This window comes from Microbispora catharanthi, from assembly GCF_006334915.2.
Classification (GTDB): Bacteria; Actinomycetota; Actinomycetes; order Streptosporangiales; family Streptosporangiaceae; genus Microbispora; species Microbispora catharanthi.
In genome coordinates, this window is sequence record NZ_VDMA02000017.1 from 1 (window position 1) to 16,419 (window position 16,419).

Annotated in this window: 14 protein-coding genes, 1 tRNA gene and 1 pseudogene; 9 read left to right on the forward strand and 7 right to left on the reverse strand. The window is 69.0% G+C overall.

What is annotated here, in order from left to right; genetic code table 11:
- Positions 1-610: hypothetical protein (locus tag FH610_RS42985; protein ID WP_205826133.1), on the forward strand; the 610-nt coding region annotated here is incomplete at its 5' end.
- Between the two features lie 227 nt (positions 611-837).
- Here the strand turns inward: FH610_RS42985 and FH610_RS28210 are convergent.
- Complete coding sequence (locus FH610_RS28210; RefSeq protein WP_240809240.1) at positions 838-2,232, reverse strand: MFS transporter; 1,395 nt, start codon at positions 2,230-2,232, stop codon at positions 838-840.
- A 206-nt stretch (positions 2,233-2,438) separates the two neighbouring features.
- On the opposite strand from FH610_RS28210, the gene FH610_RS28215 reads away from it, so the two are divergent.
- The 3 genes from FH610_RS28215 (at position 2,439) to FH610_RS28225 (ending at position 4,852) form a co-directional block, all read left to right on the forward strand.
- Positions 2,439-3,155 carry a TetR/AcrR family transcriptional regulator gene (locus tag FH610_RS28215; protein WP_205826134.1) on the forward strand — a complete coding sequence of 239 codons (717 nt, stop codon included), beginning with the start codon at positions 2,439-2,441 and terminating at the stop codon, positions 3,153-3,155.
- A gap of 162 nt (positions 3,156-3,317) precedes the next feature.
- Positions 3,318-3,776, forward strand: coding sequence for a GNAT family N-acetyltransferase (locus FH610_RS28220; RefSeq protein ID WP_139578066.1), 459 nt, complete (start codon positions 3,318-3,320; stop codon positions 3,774-3,776).
- A gap of 110 nt (positions 3,777-3,886) precedes the next feature.
- Positions 3,887-4,852, forward strand: a complete 966-nt coding sequence (locus FH610_RS28225; RefSeq protein ID WP_139578067.1) for a DUF4232 domain-containing protein — start codon at positions 3,887-3,889, stop codon at positions 4,850-4,852.
- A 66-nt stretch (positions 4,853-4,918) separates the two neighbouring features.
- Here the strand turns inward: FH610_RS28225 and FH610_RS45705 are convergent.
- A pseudogene (locus FH610_RS45705) lies at positions 4,919-5,502 on the reverse strand (GNAT family N-acetyltransferase).
- Positions 5,503-5,678: 176 nt separating this feature from the next.
- Between FH610_RS45705 and FH610_RS28235 the strand changes: the two are divergent.
- The 3 genes from FH610_RS28235 to FH610_RS28245 all read left to right on the forward strand — a co-directional run bounded on the left by FH610_RS28235 (position 5,679) and on the right by FH610_RS28245 (position 7,896).
- Entirely contained in the window at positions 5,679-6,890 is a 1,212-nt protein-coding gene (locus FH610_RS28235; RefSeq protein ID WP_139578068.1) for a hypothetical protein, read from the forward strand.
- 431 nt (positions 6,891-7,321) lie between these two features.
- Complete coding sequence (locus FH610_RS28240) at positions 7,322-7,522, forward strand: hypothetical protein (RefSeq protein ID WP_139578069.1); 201 nt, start codon at positions 7,322-7,324, stop codon at positions 7,520-7,522.
- The gene (locus FH610_RS28245) at positions 7,519-7,896 is read left to right on the forward strand and encodes a hypothetical protein (protein WP_139578070.1); all 378 of its coding nucleotides are present in this window, start codon (positions 7,519-7,521) and stop codon (positions 7,894-7,896) included. Before FH610_RS28240 ends, FH610_RS28245 begins: the two co-directional genes overlap by 4 nt.
- 1,791 nt (positions 7,897-9,687) lie before the next feature.
- Here FH610_RS28245 and FH610_RS28255 read toward each other — a convergent pair.
- Positions 9,688-9,764 (reverse strand) — tRNA-Ile (locus tag FH610_RS28255).
- 240 nt (positions 9,765-10,004) lie between these two features.
- Here FH610_RS28255 and FH610_RS28260 point away from each other — a divergent pair.
- On the forward strand, positions 10,005-11,021 hold the full coding sequence (locus FH610_RS28260; protein ID WP_139578071.1) for a substrate-binding domain-containing protein: 1,017 nt from the start codon (positions 10,005-10,007) through the stop codon (positions 11,019-11,021).
- 146 nt (positions 11,022-11,167) lie between these two features.
- Here FH610_RS28260 and FH610_RS28265 read toward each other — a convergent pair whose 3' ends face one another.
- The 3 genes from FH610_RS28265 to FH610_RS43915 form a co-directional block, all read right to left on the reverse strand.
- Positions 11,168-11,407: a hypothetical protein gene (locus tag FH610_RS28265; protein ID WP_139578072.1), complete on the reverse strand. Its 240-nt coding sequence runs from the start codon at positions 11,405-11,407 to the stop codon at positions 11,168-11,170.
- Positions 11,408-11,416: 9 nt separating this feature from the next.
- A complete protein-coding gene (locus FH610_RS28270; RefSeq protein WP_240809241.1) occupies positions 11,417-13,090 on the reverse strand; it encodes a sodium:solute symporter family protein in 1,674 nt (557 codons plus the stop codon).
- A gap of 158 nt (positions 13,091-13,248) precedes the next feature.
- Positions 13,249-14,040 carry a hypothetical protein gene (locus FH610_RS43915; RefSeq protein WP_205826136.1) on the reverse strand — a complete coding sequence of 264 codons (792 nt, stop codon included), beginning with the start codon at positions 14,038-14,040 and terminating at the stop codon, positions 13,249-13,251.
- A 166-nt stretch (positions 14,041-14,206) separates the two neighbouring features.
- Here FH610_RS43915 and FH610_RS28280 point away from each other — a divergent pair, with 166 nt between their 5' ends.
- On the forward strand, positions 14,207-14,986 hold the full coding sequence (locus FH610_RS28280; protein ID WP_240809242.1) for a L,D-transpeptidase: 780 nt from the start codon (positions 14,207-14,209) through the stop codon (positions 14,984-14,986).
- On the opposite strand, the gene FH610_RS28285 is transcribed toward FH610_RS28280, so the two are convergent.
- Complete coding sequence (locus tag FH610_RS28285) at positions 14,934-16,400, reverse strand: sensor histidine kinase (protein WP_139578074.1); 1,467 nt, start codon at positions 16,398-16,400, stop codon at positions 14,934-14,936. The two genes, FH610_RS28280 and FH610_RS28285, sit on opposite strands and share 53 nt — an antisense overlap.
- Between the last annotated feature and the right edge of the window lie 19 nt (positions 16,401-16,419).

Below are 16,419 nucleotides of genomic sequence, written 5' to 3' on the forward strand. Positions count from 1 at the left end.
CGCGCTCGCGTCCGCGTTCCTCGAACCGTCCGCGTTCACGTCCGCGTTCTTCCATGCGCCCGCGTTCCTCGAACCGTCCGCGCTCGCGTCCGCGTTCTTCCATGCGCCCGCGCTCGCGTCCGCGTTCACGGCCACGTTCCTCGAATCGGCCCCGTTCGCGGCCACGTTCGCGACCGTAGTGGCCGTACGTCCGTTGGCGCTCACGGCCACGGCACCTGCCTCCGGGGCAGGGCTGTGTCGGGTTCTGCATGACCTGCGCGGTGCTGCCGGCCGCATTGACCGGTTGCGTCTGCATCGTCACCGGGACGATGAGGGCCGACGCCATGATCGCGCCAGCAGCCAGTGCTTCCTTGAGCATGAGTATCACTCCGTCGACTCCGTGACCGTCGCCGGGGAACACCCGGACGCACGAAGCGCGAATCGATCCATCGAACCTTGGATCCAGACCCTGATTCTCACGCTAGAGGTAACAAAAGGCCCCGTCACCCAGCAATGCGCAAACAACCGCTTTTCGCAACAGAAAACAAATTCAATCGGAGGTGTTGTCGGTCCGTTTCTCCGTGCCGACAATTCCTTTACGTGGGTGCCTGGATTCCTTCCACATCATTGAGGCACATTGGTTGTGATCGCACATCCTCGGCCGGAGTCCCGTCTCCGGCCCCTTCCGGGTTATTACGGTGAGTCGCTGACCGAAACCGCGCGGGTTCTCGAGGTTGTCGTGACCGCCGTCGAGGAAGCGGGACGCGCGCGCTCCATTCTGACGCCGCTGCTCGCGGTGGCCGAACGGGGTCGTATGGACCGCGGCGCGGCAACCGCGAGATCGCGCGGCATGGCCGCTTATTCCGGTTCGGGGACCAAGTCGTGGCTGCCGTGCTCCGCCGGTGTCGCCGTGCTCGTACGCGGCAGGACGGCGAAGGCGATGAGGGCTGCACCGACCAGGAGTACGGCGCCGAGTGTTATGCCGAGCGCGTATCCCTCGGTGAGGCTCTCGATCGTGGTGCTCTGGCCGGTGCGCGCGTGGGCGGCCGTGCCGAGAGCGGCCAGTCCGAGTGATGCGCCGATCTGGCGTGAGCTGGAGAGCAGGCCGGAGGCGGTGCCCGTCTCGCTCGGCGCGACACCCACGGTGGCGGCGGAGACGACCGGTCCGAGGCAGAGCCCGAAACCGACGCTGGTGACGAGCGACGGGCCCAGGACGTCGGTGAGGAAAGAGCCGTCGGCACTGATCAGGCCGAACCAGGCGAACCCGGTCGCGGTCACCAGCCCGCCGATGATCAGCAGGGTGCGGAGCGGGAGACGGTAGCCGAGTTTGATGGCGGCCGCGGCGCCGGCGACCACACCGATCGCGAAGGGCAGCAGCTGGATCCCGGCCATGGTCGGACTGGCCTTGAGCACTTGCTGGAGGTAGAGGGACGCGAAGTAGAAGGATGACGCCATGGCGGCGCCGAGGAGGAGGTTGTAGGAGTTGGCGCCGGCGACCGAGCGGTTGGTCAGCAGGCCGAGCCGGATCAGCGGATCGCGGGTGGTGGTCCGCTCGACGTAGACGAACGCGGCCAGCAGTGCGACGGCGATCACCAGGGTCGTCAGGGTGACCGGCGAGGTCCACGCGTACTGGTCGGTGCGGACGACGCCGAACACGAGCAGGGACATCCCCGCCGTGGCCAGGATGCCGCCCAGCACGTCCGGGCGGCCGCCGGGAGCCCTGGGCGGAGCGCCGGTGACGCCCCGCCAGGCCAGGGCCAGCGCGATGGCGGCCATCGGGACGCTGACGAACATCACCCAGCGCCAGCCCGCGTACTGGGTGAGCACACCGCCGATCAGGACGCCGAGGGCGCCGCCGGCGGCGTTCACCGCGCTCCAGATGCCATAGGCCCGGACACGGGCCCTGCCGGAGGGGAACGTGACGGTCAGCAGCGCCAGCGCGGCCGGAGACAGCGCGGCGGCCCCGATGCCCTGCAGGGCGCGGCCGGCCACCAGATGGCCGGGCTCCTGCGCGAAGCCGCCGGCGAGGGAGGCGAGGCCGAAGACGGCGAGCCCGAGCAGCAGGACCCGCTTGTGGCCGTAGCGGTCGGCGATCTTGCCGCCCAGCAGGAGCAGCCCGCCGAAGGTGAGGGCGTAGGCATGGATCACCCACGTGAGGCCCACTGCGCTGAAGCCGAGGCCGGCAGCGATCCGCGGGAGTCCGAGGTTCACGACCGACAGGTCCACCGACACCATGAACTGCACCACGGCCACCGCGGCAAGGGTGAGCCCTGGCCGGGCGGCCGTACGAACGACCGGTTGTCCGCTTGCTGATCTCGTGTCTGTCACCGTTCCTCCGCCCTCTGGCCGGTTCTCGTGCGCTTTTCGTACATGTACTGAAAGTACATCGGAACCGGTCCGGTGTCGACGGCCGAAGCCCCGGTTGGCGGAAGGGAGTGGCCGGACGGAATGATGGGACGGTGTCCCGACGCAATGCCCCGCACGGCCGCACCGGCCGTCCCCCGGTGACCTCCCGGGCGCAGATCCTGGACGCGGCTCGTCGGCTCATCGGCCGGGACGGCTGGGAGAAGCTGAGCATCCGTCGGCTGGCCGCGGAGCTCGGCATCGGGACGATGACCCTGTATCACCATGTGCGGGACAAAGAGGACCTGCTGCTTCTGCTGATCACCGAATACGCGGACCAGGTCCCGCAACCCGACCTGCCCGGCGAACCGCGGGACCGCATCATCGCGACCGCCACTCTGATCCACGACGCCCTCGCGGCCTGGCCGTGGGCCGCGGAGGTCCTCACGGCCGACGGGTTCATCGGCCGGCTCGGCGAATCAGTGTGGATGGTCGAAACCATCGTGGCCGGAGCCATCGACCACGGGTGCACACCCGACCAGGCCGTGCACGTCTTCCGCCACATCTGGTACTACACGGTCGGCGAGATCCTCGTTCGCGCCCACTCCGCTCACCAACCGGCGGACGCGGGGGGACCCACCGACCGCGACCCTCTCTTCAGCGGCCTCGACAAGTCGCGGATGCCACGCCTGGTCGCCCTCGGCGATCGATGGCGAACGCTGTCGGCGCAGGACACCTACCCCCAGGGACTACGGGCCCTCGTCGACGGGCTGCTCGCACAGGCCTCATCGGGAAGGCCGCGCCAGGTGGCCTCCGCGGAGCGGGGTGAATAGCTCGGCGATTTCGGCGCCGTGCGCTGGTCTCAGGCAGTCCCAAGGCGCCTTGGCCGGTCTGGCCGCCGGCCACCCTCGTACGCCGACGCCCGCAGCCCCGGGGCCGGCGCCTGCGAGAAGACTTCCCAGGTCGGCGGAGCCCGGCTCGATAACATCGGGATCATGCTGGACTGGAGTCTTCGGCCGGCCTCGATGGCGGACGTCGAGGCGGTGGCCGAGTTGCGGGCCGTGGTGCTCAAAGCGGATCTCGAGCGGCTCGGCCGGTACGACGAGCAGCGCGTACGGCAGCGGCTCCGGGCCGGCTTCACACCGGCGCACACCTGGACGATCGAGGTGAGCGGTGTCCTGGCCGGCTGCGTGGCGCTGCGGCCGGCCGACGGCGCCTATTGGTTGGAGCACTTCTACCTGGCCCCGGACCTGCAGGGTGGCGGCATCGGCTCCGCCGTGCTGGGCAGGCTGCTGGAACGGTGTGACCGAGAAGGCGCCCTGATCCGGCTGAACGTACTGCAGGGCAGTCCCGCCCGGCGGCTGTACGAGCGGCACGGGTTCACGGTCGAGACCGAGGACGAGGTGGACGTGTTCATGGTGCGTGATCCGGCCCCGACTGCGCCTGGTAGTTGATCACGCGGGTACCCGAAGCCACGCCATCACCACCGTGGGCGTCCGGTCGCCGCCCGGGCAACGCGAGACGGCCAATCGGCGGATTAAGGTTTGCTATGCGTCACGGTCGGATGCGTACCACTCCCCTCAGCCTTCCCGCCGTTCTCGCCGGCGTCCTGCTCCTCTCGGCCTGCGGATCGGAGAGGGTCGCCGCAGGGAGCGACGGCTGGCAGCAGACCCAGGGACCCGACTCGGCATACCGGCGCGGTGACCCCTCATGCGGTGCCCCGTCCACCGGTACGCCACCCACGTCCGGCACTTCGATATTTCCTGGCGGCTCCGAGGATCTGGAGAAGGACGGCGTCAAGATAACCGGCCTGGGCGGACGGTCCCGCAACTGCGACCTCTCCCCGTTCTCCGCCGAGTTTCGGGTCACCAACCACGAAACCGAACCCTTCACGTACACCGTCACCTTCGCGTTCGTGTCCCACTCCGGAGAGGTGCTGGCAGGTACGGAACAGACGGTTCCAGGGGTCAAGCCCGGTCAGACGGTGAAGCGCACGGTCGCCTTGGGCGAGCTTCCTCCGCAGACGTCCCCCACGGTGGGTGTGCGAATCGCCAAGGTCAGAAGAGTCCCGGCGGACGAGGCGCCCGCCCCGGCAGGTCCCTGCCCGCCTTCCGGTATCCGCGTCACATTGGGCAACGGTGACGCCGCCATGGGGCTCCGCGTCGTGGGACTCCATCTGGAGAACTGCTCAAGCCGCGTCTACCACATCAACGGCTACCCGCAGCTCCAGCTCCTCGACGAGGACAGAAAGCCCGTCACCAGTGTCGAGGTCATGCAGGGCGGTGGCGGCATATCCACCGTGACCGGCTTCGACGACCCGCCCCAGCCGGTGACCCTGAAGCCGGGCCAGAGCGCGTCCGCCGGCCTGATGTGGCGCAACACCGTCACTGTCGGCACTCCCGTGAACCTGCCGTACGTCAGGGTGAACGCCGAGGCCGGTGCTCGACCTGTGATGGTGACGCCGGAGCTCGATCTCGGCACCACCGGGAAACTCGGCGTCAGCCCGTGGAAAAAGGACGAGGGTCCATAGACCCCGTCGAAGTTCGCCGGTCTGATCATCCCGGAGTCGGAGTGCCCCCGCCGAAGGCGTTGGGCGTCAGTTGCTTGTGTCGGTCCTCCATTCGGTGGCAAGGATGCTGAATATGGCGGAGTCTCGCCAGCCGTCGCGCAGCTTCATGGTGTGGCGGAGGCGGCCTTCATACGTCATCCCGAGTTTGTTCAGGACGGCCGCGGAGGCGGTGTTTCGGGGGTCGCAGGTGGCGTAGACGCGGTGCATGCCGAGTTGGTGGAAACCGATGTGCAGTAGTTGCCGGCCGATGGCGTGCCCAGGCCATTGCCCCACAGGCGGGGATGGGTGACGTACTGAATCTCTCCCTGGGCGTGCGTGACGTTGCGGATGTGGAACTCGCCCATTCCTATGACCTCGTCGTGCAGGAGAGCTGCGTAGGTGAAACGTGTCTGTGGTTCTCCATGCCATGCGGCTGTGGCTTCTTCCACGAAGGCGCGCGTTTGCGGAAGGGAGTTAGGTCCCCATGCCTGGTACCGGCAGACCTCGGGGAGGCCGGCCCAGGAGTGAACGGCCTCGATGTCGGCGGGTTGAAGCTGTCGGAGTCGGATTTCCGGACGGGTCATGATCTGAATAATGAATGCCACCCTGTGTCTCGTCATACCAGTTTCCATGATTCCGTCTGTCCTTGTCCCTGCTGACGTGCCAAACTGTGGCGGTTTATTTCACGCGTGTCACGTACATCCGAGCCATCAGAAGGCGGCGCGCCGGTGGGGTCGGCTGTTTCCTCACAGGTTGCGTGTCCAGAACGTACGCTTTTGATCAGCTGACCAGACGGGGAGAGGCGTAGATGTCGTTAATCACGCGGATGGCCGCGGCCTTCAAGGGGGAGGTCTCGGCCGAGGAACTCGAGGCCTACCGGCGCGCGGGCGGGTTCGTCTACACCGAGTTGCAGCAGACGGAGGCCCTGCGTAGCAAGTTGGCCGCCGAGGGAGTCAACCTGTGGCACGGCCCGCAGGCGGCGGCCGGCCAGCTGCTGTGCACGTGGAACGCGTTCGTCCTGCAGGCGATCGGGGAGCACCTGCTGGACGCCGACTACGCGGCGGATCCGCGCACCGTCGGATACGTTCCGCAGGTCACGAGCCTTCAGGTCGGCGCCTGCTTCGCACAGGTCGAGGGTTGGGTGTCGCGGGCACGCCAGGCCGCAGGCAACTCCCGCTACCTGGTGGAGAAGGAGATACTGCTCCCGGCCGACCTGCCCGAGTGGGCCGAGGCGAGCCCCTGCCCGCTGCCGCACCTGCACGGCATGCTCGCCGCCTCGCGCGCGATCCGCCAGCACGCCGAAGTCGCTCTGGGGGCGTTCGAGCAGACTGTGGCCGACGCCGACCAGCACAGAGCCGATCTGGAGCGGCTGCGCCAGCTCGCCGCGGAAGCGGCCACGGCCGCTGACTACGCGGAGGGCCTGCTGGACACCGACCCGGCCCCGCGCATGCACGAGGCGATCGAGCAGCGTCTGCAGCGCGCGCTGGACATCTACTACCACCTGGGCCAGCTGATCGCGATGCCTCAGCTGATCGCCGGCTACCGGGGCCCGGACGCACGGCAGGCCGTGCCGCCCGCCAACCTGGCCGTGGTCGACGCGCGCAACTTCGACCCGTGGTGCTTGACCGACCCGCAGAGGCGCAGCAACTGGCAGGCCGACCCGCGAGCGCGCCAGGCCATCAAGGAGATGTGGGACTACGACCCGGACCCCGCCGAGACCTTGCGGATCCAGGCCGAGATCGACGCCGCCCTCCAGCAGGGCGCGGTCACCTTCGCGACCGATTCGAGCGGTGAGCCGTACGGAAGTTTCTACTGCTGCCCGTTCGCCGCGATCTACCTTGTCCGGCGGCCGGTGGTCATCGCGGGCCGGAGGCTGCGCGCGATGCAGCAGTTCACGTTCGAGGTGTCGGCCGAGGACGTGCCGAAGGGCGGGCCGTTCAAGCGCGAGATCATCGTCTCCACCTTCACTCCGACGGACAAGATCGACTATTGCGATCCGGACGGTCTACACGGCGACTGACCCGCTGGAACAGATCCCTGAGCGCGGCCGGCGCGTCCGCGTCCGCGCCTGCCGCGTTCCTCACGGGTGACTCGCCGGCGCACCGAGGTTGGCGCCTGGTCGGTCAGGTGGACCCCGGACCATGTCGTCCACATAGGAGGTCGGCATGGCGCCCGGGCCCGGCTGGCAAGGCCATCTCGGCGATCGTCGCAAAACTCTCCCAGAAACTGTTGGCGAAGGCGAGCTGCGGCATGCGGAACCTCCTGCATCAGTGGAGGCGCCAGGGTATGGCCGAGCCGTTCGGGCGAAGCCAGCGATCCCGGTCGATTGCGACCAGGGAAGATCCCATGCTAGGAGGGCATCTCCTACTACGCTAGGAAGAAGCTTCCTAGCATAGTAGGATCCTCGTTGTGACCGAGATCCTTCCCCCGCACGTGCGGTAGCTCGCCGAGGTGGCAACGATCGTGGCGGCCGCAGGTGCCACAGCTGATTGGCTGTACCACCTCAAGGGCGACATGTGTGCGCTGCGTGTGATCAGGGATGGCGTCATCTCGGTTCCCGTCATGATTCCTGCCGACCCGGATCGCGATCCTGAGCTCTTTCGTGAAGCCGTGAAGCGACTGGAGGCGGTCGTAGAAAGGATGAGCCGATGAGCAAGACGATTACGTATGTCGTCACCTACGAGAACCGACGGTGGGTGTCGCGCTGCCCTACCGGTGAGGTTGACGGAGTCGGTGTGGCAAGCTCCTTGTCCCAACTAGAGCGCGACTTGGCGGAGATTCACGCCTGGGCATGGCCCGAGGAGACTCCCGCGGTGGAGTTCGTCTTCGATCTTCCCGAGGAGGTGGCGGGGGTGGTGGCGGAATACAGCCGCGAGAAGGAACTAGCCGAAACGCATGCCAAGCGCGCCGCGGAACTCGCGGTCAAGGCCGCGAGAGTACTGACGAGCCACTGGTCGGAGCCGGACACGGCTCGTGTCATGGGTTTGTCCAAGCAGCGTGTCCACCAATTGAAGGTGAGCGCCTGACGGTTGTCGGGGGCGTGTGTATCACCATGGGTGGGCTATTTGCTGAGCCGGACATCGCATTAGTCGCGCTGATCGAGGGTAGCGTGTGCATTGGCGTCGACTGAAGAGTTCAAGTGAATCTCACCCAGCACCCCCTGACGGATTTCGAGCAGCGCCTCGTCAACGTCGCGGCCGACCCGGAATATGAACTGACCCACCTACTGGTACTACATTCGTAGATCGACCGGCGGTGGGTCTCCTCGCCGTCGGTGATGGCTGATCAGCGCTCGCGCTTGGTGCTGTCTACGGAAGTTCGACCAGGTCAGGACGTGCTCGACCAGGCATGCGGCGGGAAGGAAGAGCCGGGCCAGGACCCGGCGGATCTCGGCCAGGGACGGGCGAATGAGACGGGGGCTAGGTTGGCCGTCCACGGGAGTGTGTAGGGGTGATCTTCCCGTAGTGGTGGGGCGGGAGAGATCCACGGGACAAGAGACGGCCACTTCGTAATCCTTCGATTCGCCCATATCAACACGAAGGGGACGAAGTGGCTGTCAATGACATCGGATTGGACGTCGTCTCCTGCGAAAACGGGGCGAGCCCGCGAGGGCATGACGGATGCGCTGACGAGCGTCACGCTCGTGCTCACCAAGGAGCATCCCGGCCGTCCTGACGACGAGGTCCTTCGCCGAGCCCTGCGGCACTTCGCGTTCCTGCCGGTGGAACGGCGACCGGCTCTCACACAGGAGGTCGCGGCGGCCCTGCGCTGGTTGGAAGCGGCCTCGCTTCCCCTGCCGGCATTGGAGGGGGCGAAGCGCGCGCGGACGGCCCTGCAAGCCTTGGCGCTGCTCCTCGACGGTAAGGCGGCGCCCACTTCGACGTACCGGCGCAAGCGGGCCGTGTTCCATCAACTGCTGACCGCCGTCACCCACGTTGGCCGATCGCGCGGTCCGATGATGATGGCGATGTTCGCCGCGATGTACTTCGGCGGCCTGCGCCCGGGTGAGGCCGCCGGCCTCCGTGAGAAGGACTGCTACCTCCCCGAGAAGGGTTGGGGCCTGCTCACCTTGGCCAGGACCCGGCCGGAGAGCAGCAAGCGCTATACCGACTCGGGGGAGACGCACGACGAGCGCGGCCTGAAGCACCGGGAGAAGGAGGAGACGCGGCCGGTTCCCATTCCGCCTGAGCTGGTGGCGATCCTGCGCGATCATATCAAGGCACACGGCGTGACCGAGGACGGTCGGCTGTTCCGGACCGCGAGCGGCAAGGCGTTCTCCGGCTCGACCGTCTCGAAGGTCTGGAAGGAGGCGCGCGGCTATGCGTTCCCTCCGGAGGTGGTCGCCTCGCCCCTGGCGGCCCGACCGTACGACCTGGGTCACGCGGCTGTGTCGCTTTTGGCTCAACGCGGGGGTCCACGCGCCGGAAGCCGCGGAGCGGGCCGGACATGGCGTCGACGTGATGCTCAGGGTCTACGCCAAGTGCATCGAGGGGCAACGGGAGATGGCCAACCGCCGCATTCTGGAAGCCCTCACGGGATGAGGGCCTCAGTCGCCGTCGAGGTGCAGTTCTGTCGCTGGGTCGGCGGCGCACTGTCGGCCCGGGAGATCTCTCGGGGTCCTTCGGCGTACGGGCGCGGAATTGTTGCGCAGGGCACCGAAATCGCGTGGCTCACCTGGGGAAACGGCGCCGCGGGCATTCCGCGTATGTTCCGCGACCGGTGGCATGCGGCTGCTTCCGGCGGCTGTCGGCTGCATGTCCGGACAAGCGTGATCAACCACGAAACCGCAGGTGAGGCCGCGGATGGCTGGTCGTACGTGGTAGGGCGGGTGGGACTTGAACCCACGACCCACGGATTATGAGTCCGATGCTCTGACCGGCTGAGCTACCGCCCCGCAATGGTGGAGTCTCTCACAACTTAGCGGGTGAGGGGATCTGTGCGCGGAGGCGAGCGGCGGCCTTCGGCCGTGGGCGTAATCCCCGCCCGATCACCCCTGCCGTGATCGTCCGTGCTGGGGTACAGCTGCCGTGGCGAGAGTTGTGGGGCGTATGTCCGGGTATGTGACTGTTGAGACGACATCGCTCCAGAAGGCGGCTCTGCGAAACGTGGCTCCGCAACGAATCGGGGGTGCCCCGTGGGGAGACGACTGGCGGGCGTCTGCGTGCTTCTCCTGATGTCCCTTCCCGCCTGCGGGCAGGGCGGGCGGCAGCCAGGAGCGGAACTCGGAGCGGTCGGCGACGTGCGGGAGGGCTTCACCGTCGGCCTGCTGCTCCCCGGCGAGGGACCCGACCGGCCTCTGTTCACGCGGGCCCTGGCGTCCCTCTGCCCGCGCTGCCATGTCCAGTACGCGAACGCCGCGGGCGACCGGGCCAGGCAGGGGCGGCAGATCGGCCGGATGCTGGCCGACGGCGTGCGGGTGCTGGTCCTCGGCGCGGTGGATCCCGGGACCGTCGCCCCCTGGGTGGCCAGGGCCAAGCTGTCCGGGGCGAAGGTCGTCGCGTACGACCGGCTGGCGAACGGGCCGGTGGACGCCTACGTGGCGACGGACCCGGCGCGCGTCGGGCGGGAGCAGGCGCTGGCCCTGCTCGGCGCCATGAAGGTCGCGGGGCCGGTGCTGCTCCTCAACGGCCCCGCCACGGATCCGTACGCCGCGACGGTGAAGCGGGCCCTGCACGCCGTGCTCGACGGCCGGGTGAAGATCGGCTGGGAACGGGACCTCACGCGGCCCGACGAGGCCGTGCGCGAGGTGGCGGCGGCCGTCGCCGCGATCGGCGGGGCCACGAAGGTGGGGGGCGTGTGCTGCGCGAGCGACGCGGTGGCGGAGGCCGTCGCGGCCGAGATGGCGCGGGCGGGAATGGCCGGGGTGCCGCTGATCGGGCATGGCGGGCGGCCCGCGGCGCTGGGGCGTGTCAGGGACGGCACGCAGACCGCGACGGTCCGCACCGACGTCGCGGCCCAGGCGTCGGCCGCCGCCAGGCTGGCGGTCGAGGTCGCGGCCGGCAGGACCGTGTACGGCACGGCCGTCGTGTCCAACGGGACGACGGTTTCGATCCCGGCGGTGCTGCTCCCGCCCGCCCTGATCACGAAGGCGACGGCTAACGAGGCCCCCGCCCCCGGGACCGCCCGCGGACAGAACGCACGACCGCACTGACACATCCAACGCGGCGTGGGCCGTGGGGCGGCAGCAGGACCCCACCCGGCGGATGCCCCGGTGCCGTCGCCCGGCGTCCGCCGAATCGCCGGAATGAAAAGGCCGCGGTAGCGCGGAGAACGCGACCGCGGCCGGGAACAGCCGGTTCACTCCTCTTCGTCGGAGGGGGAGGGGGCGTCGGACGGGCGCAGGCGCTCCCAGAGCAGGAACGCGCCGCCGACGACGAGCATCGCGATGCCCGTCCACAGGTTGATGCGGATGCCCTCCGCCTTCTGGATCTCCTGGGCGCTGTCGAACAGCCCGGTGACCATGAGGATCAGTCCGTACACCAGGAACAGGCCACCGATCACGCGGCGGATGTCGAAGAGTCGTTGCGGGGCGGCCATGCGAACCTCCTACAGGAAGGGCAGGTAGAACGCCGCGGCGAGGACCACCGCCCCGGCGCCGAGGATCACGGGGGAGCGATACCAGGCGGCGTCTCCCGCCAGCGCGTCGTCGGAGACGGACGCGTCGCTCAGGCCGTAGACGAGCCCGCGCAGCTCGCTCTCCGGCTTGGGGGTGGTGGCGAGCGTGACCACGACGGAGACGATCGCGTCGACCACGAAGGCGATGCCGGCGCCCCAGAAGCTCGCGTTCAGCTCGGTGCCGAAGTCGAACACGCCCGCCTTGTAGAGGATGTACGAGGCGAAGGCGCACACGGTGCCGCTCAGGAGGCCCCAGAAGCCCGCCCAGGCGGTCATCCGGCGCCAGAACAGGCCGATGATGAACGTCGCGAACAGCGGGGCGTTGAAGAACGAGAACAGCGACTGCAGGTAGTTCATGATGTTGCCGAACCCGGCGGCGATGAACGCCGTGCCGATTCCGGCGACGACGCCGACCACGGTGGCGATGCGGCCGAGCCGCACGTACCACTCGTCGGGGTGGTCGCCGTTGATGTGCGCCTTCCAGATGTCCTGGGTGAAGACCGTGTTGAAGCCGCTGATGTTGGCGGCCATGCCGGCCATGAACGACGCGAGCAGGCCGGTCACCGCGACGCCGAGCACGCCGTTGGGCAGGAACTCGTTCATGAGCAGCGGGATCGCCTCGTTGTACGTCGGCCCGCCGTCCTTGCCGAGGTCGCCGAACAGCACGACCGCGACGAGACCGGGGATCACGGTGACGATCGGGATCACGAGCTTCGGGTAGGCCGCGACGATCGGGGTCAGCCGGGCGGCGTTGGTGTTGCGTGCCGACAGCGCGCGCTGCACCTCGGCGAAGTTCGTGGTCCAGTAGCCGAAGGACAGCACGAAGCCGAGGCCGAAGACCAGGCCGATCCAGTTGGCGTTGAGCGGGTTGCCGGTGCCGGCGGTGTGCGCCCAGGTGTGCAGCCCGCCCTCGCCGAGCACGCTCTGCTTGACCTTCTCGCCGAGGCCGGAGAAGCCGCCTACCCTGGTCAGGCCGATGATCACCACCGGCACGAGCCCGGCGACGATCACGAAGAACTGCATGACCTCGTTGTAGATCGCCGAGGACAGGCCGCCGAGCGTGATGTATGCCAGCACGATCGCGGCCGACACGAGAATGGACAGCCACAGCGGCCAGCCGAGCATGGCGTCCATGATCAGCGCCAGCGCGTACAGGTTGATCCCGGCGATGAGGATCTGCGCGACGGCGAAGGTCCCGGCGTTGAGCAGCTGGGTCGCCCCGTTGAAGCGGCGGCGCATGAAGTCCGGGACGCTGTGCACCTTGGACCGGTAGTAGAACGGCATCATCACGACGCCGAGGAACACCATGGCGGGGACCGCGCCGATCCAGTAATAGTGCAGGGTCATCGCGCCGTACTGCGCGCCGTTCGCCGCCATGCCGAGGACCTCGGTGGCGCCGAGGTTGGCGGACATGAAGGCCAGGCCGGTGATCCAGGCGGGAAGTGCGCGGCCCGAGAGGAAGAAGTCCAGACTCGTCCGTACGGCCCGTTTCGCGGCGAAGCCGATTCCCAGGACCACGAGGAAGTACAGCGCGAGGATCGCGTAGTCCAGAACGTTGACGTCGAGCCGCAGATCCTGTGCGGCCAGCAATTGGGCATCAGGCACGCAACGCCAGCTACCCGTACGTCTCGTCCTGTCACAGACCCGACCCCGGTATACCCAATCGTGACAAAATCGCAGGTTAAGGCGTCGCAAAGGCTCCCGTGCAGACGAGGAGGGCCCGGATCGAGTCGATCCGGGCCCTCCGTCGTTCGGTGCCGGGGTCAGCCGGTGACCGGGATGTTGGTCTTCACCGGCGTCGGAGTGGGCGCCGGCTTGGGCTTGCCCTGCGTCGGCGTGACGTCCTCGTCCCACTCGATCCACACGTCGATCGGCGGGCTGCCCGGCGTCGGCGTCGAGGTGGGTGTCCGCGAGGGAGTGGGCGTCCGGGTGGGGGTGGGCGTCCGCGAGGGGGTGGGCGACGCGGTGGGGGTCGGCGTCGGAGTCGGGCTGACCGTCGGCGTCTGGGACGTCGTGGGCGTCCGGGAGGGTGTAGGCGTCTGCGAGGGCGTCACCGTCGGCGTAGGCGTCTGCGAGGGCGTCGCCGTCGGGGTGGGCGTGGGGCTGGGCGTGGACTCGCACTCGACCCAGAACACCTTCTGCTTGGGCGCGCCCTTCTTCCCGGCGAAGGTCCAGAACAGCTTGTAGTGCCCGCTCGGCAGGGTCATGTCGACGGTGCGGCCGTGCCCGCTGTGGTCGAGCACGAGGGTCCCGCTCTTCACCGTGGTCTTGTCGCCGGTGGGGGGCCAGGACTTGATCTCCCAGCTCACCTGCTCGGCCGCGTCGAAGTTGAACCCGACCAGGTAGAACACGCACACGTGCGGCTCGTCGCGCTGGTCGTCCTCCGGCGTCGTCCACTTGTGGATCTTGACGTCGCCGTTGTCGCCGGGCGCCGTCCTCTGGACCGCTCCCGCCGAGGCGGTGGTGGAGATGGCGAGCGCCCCGAGCGCCGCCACCGCGAGCATGAGCGCCGCTGTGAGCCAGCGACGGGCTGAAGAGAGTCTGGGGGCTGTCACGACCGCACCTCGGGATGTATGAGAGAGCTCGAGCCTCTCTGGGCTCACCTATGTAAAAATGTCACACCCGCTGGCCAAGACTCTTAAAACGGTCCAAACCGTTATCCATCGAGGCCAGGCGGTTACGCGTTCGTGTCGTATTGGCCATATATCCCAGGAGCCGATCGTGCCGCTCGATGCCCCCCGCCGACTCATCGGCGCCGCGCTCGTCGCCATGAGCCTCGTCGCCGCGGCCCCCGCCGGCGTCGCCGCGTCGCCCGTCACCCTCGCCGCCGGCGCGTCGGCCGCGGCGACGGCACTCCCCGCGGCCACCACGTTCACCGAGTTGAGCGGCCTCCCGCAGGACACCGACCTGTACGGCAAGCTGAGCGGCATCGTGGTCCACCCCGCCCGCACCGTGGCCGTCTACGCCCAGCCCGGCGGAAAGCCCGCGGCCACCCTCCCGGCGAAACAGCTCGGCAGCCAGACCTGGGTGCCGGTGGTGGAGGCACGCAAGGGCTGGTATCGCGTGCTCCTGCCCAGCAAGCCCAACCACGTGACCGGCTGGATCAAGGACAAGGGCCTGAAGAAGGCGCGCAGCCGCTACCGCGCCATCGTGACGCTGGGCACCAGGCGTCTGACCGTGATGAACGCGAGCAAGAAGCTCGGCACCTGGACGGTGGCCATCGGCGGCCCCGAGACGCCCACCCCGGTGGGCAGGACCTTCCTGCTGGCCCTGATGTCGCCGAAGAAGAAGACCTACAGCCCGCTGATCCTGCCGCTCGGCACGCACTCGGCGACGCTCGACACCTTCGGCGGCGGTCCCGGCACGGTTGCCTTCCACGGATGGCCGGACCGGAAGGTGTTCGGCAAGGCGGTCACCCACGGCTGCGTCAGGGTGCCTGCTCGCGCGCTCAAGGTGCTGGCAGGGCTGCCCCTGGGGACTCCGGTTCTGATCGCTCCCTGAGGAAACGCTCCGGCGGCGCGGCCGGTACGGCGTCGAGGGGCAACCGGACCTCGACGCAGGTGCCGGTTCCCGCACGGGCGTCGGTGACACGGATGGAGCCGCCGTGGAGGAGCACGTGCTGGCGGACGACGGTGAGGCCGAGCCCGGAGCCGGGGCTGCCCCTGCGCCGGTGGAAGCGGACGAAGACGGATTCGCGGTCGGCGGGTGGGATGCCGGGCCCGGAGTCCCGCACGGCGAGGAGCGCGGCGGCGCCGTCCTCGCACACGCCGACCGAGATCTCGCAGGCGCCCCTGCCGTCCGCGCCGTGGACGGCGGCGTTGTCGAGCAGGTTGTCGAGGATCCCCCGTATTCCCTCGGCCCACCCCGTCAGCACCAGGCGGCCCGCGACCGAGACGCTGATCGCGGCGTGGGGGTGGCGCCTCCTGGCGTCCTCGACGGCGTCGTCGACGATCTCCACCAGGTCGATCTCGGTGAAGGCCGCCGGATCGAGCAGTTCGCCGCGCGCGAGCTGCCGCAGGGCCGTGATGAGCCGCTGCATCCGGCCCTGCTCGGCCCTCAGGTCGGCGACGATCTCGGCCAGTTCCCGGGCGTCCACGTCCGGATGGTCGAGCAGCCCGAGGTTGGCGCCCATGCTGGTGAGAGGGGTGCGCAGCTCGTGCGCGGCGGTCGCGGCGAAGGCGCGGGCCGTCTCCAGCGCCTCGCCGGTGCGGGCCACCGCCGCGTCCCGCCGGTCGAGCGACGTGTTGAGCATGCCGGCGAGTTCGTCGATCTCGCTGACCCCCGACGCGGTGGCCAGCCGTGCGCCGGGCCGGGAGGGCACGTCGATCACCCTGGCCTGCCGGTGGAGGACCTCGAGCGGCCGTACGGCGAACCGGCCGAGGGCGAGACCCGCCAGGGCGCCGACCACCACCGAGACGAGCGCGGTGAGCCCGACCCGTCGGCGCAGCAGGTCGAGTTGCGCGGCGAGACGCGCCTGGGGATCGAAGACCCACAGGCGGGCGCGATTCTCGCGAATGCCGAGGTCTTCGGCCACGAACCGCCACGTGCGCCCCCCTTCGGCGAAGTCGGCGGGGCCGGGCGTCCCGGCCGGCGGCAGGGTGTGCGGCACGTCTCCGATGACGAGGGGTTCGGCCCCGGCGATGTCGAGGTACACACCGCCCGGGCTGTCGGCGCCCGCCGTGGCCTCCGACAGCCGCCGCTGGAGGAAGTCCGGCGGGATCCGGGGCGTCGCCCGCGCCCGCCAGGCGTACGCCGAGGCCATGGGCGCGAGCGCGCGCAGCCGTACGGTCAGCTGCGTGTCCCTTTCCGCGCGCAGGTCGCGGGACACCAGGCTGAGCACGAGCAGCCCGGCGAGCAGAACGAGGAGCGGCACGGCGACGGCGAGGCAGATCGCGAACCGGGTGGACAGCCTCATGGAGCGGCCTCCGGAGCAC

What these genes read in the sequence shown, in the direction of transcription:
- FH610_RS28235 (WP_139578068.1), top strand. Translation starts at nt 5,679, where the DNA reads ATGTCGTTAATCACGCGGATGGCCGCGGCCTTCAAGGGGGAGGTCTCG.
- FH610_RS28265 (WP_139578072.1), bottom strand. Translation starts at nt 11,407, where the DNA reads ATGGCCGCCCCGCAACGACTCTTCGACATCCGCCGCGTGATCGGTGGC.
- FH610_RS28285 (WP_139578074.1), bottom strand. Translation starts at nt 16,400, where the DNA reads ATGAGGCTGTCCACCCGGTTCGCGATCTGCCTCGCCGTCGCCGTGCCG.
- FH610_RS28225 (WP_139578067.1), top strand. Translation starts at nt 3,887, where the DNA reads ATGCGTACCACTCCCCTCAGCCTTCCCGCCGTTCTCGCCGGCGTCCTG.
- FH610_RS28245 (WP_139578070.1), top strand. Translation starts at nt 7,519, where the DNA reads ATGAGCAAGACGATTACGTATGTCGTCACCTACGAGAACCGACGGTGG.
- FH610_RS28220 (WP_139578066.1), top strand. Translation starts at nt 3,318, where the DNA reads ATGCTGGACTGGAGTCTTCGGCCGGCCTCGATGGCGGACGTCGAGGCG.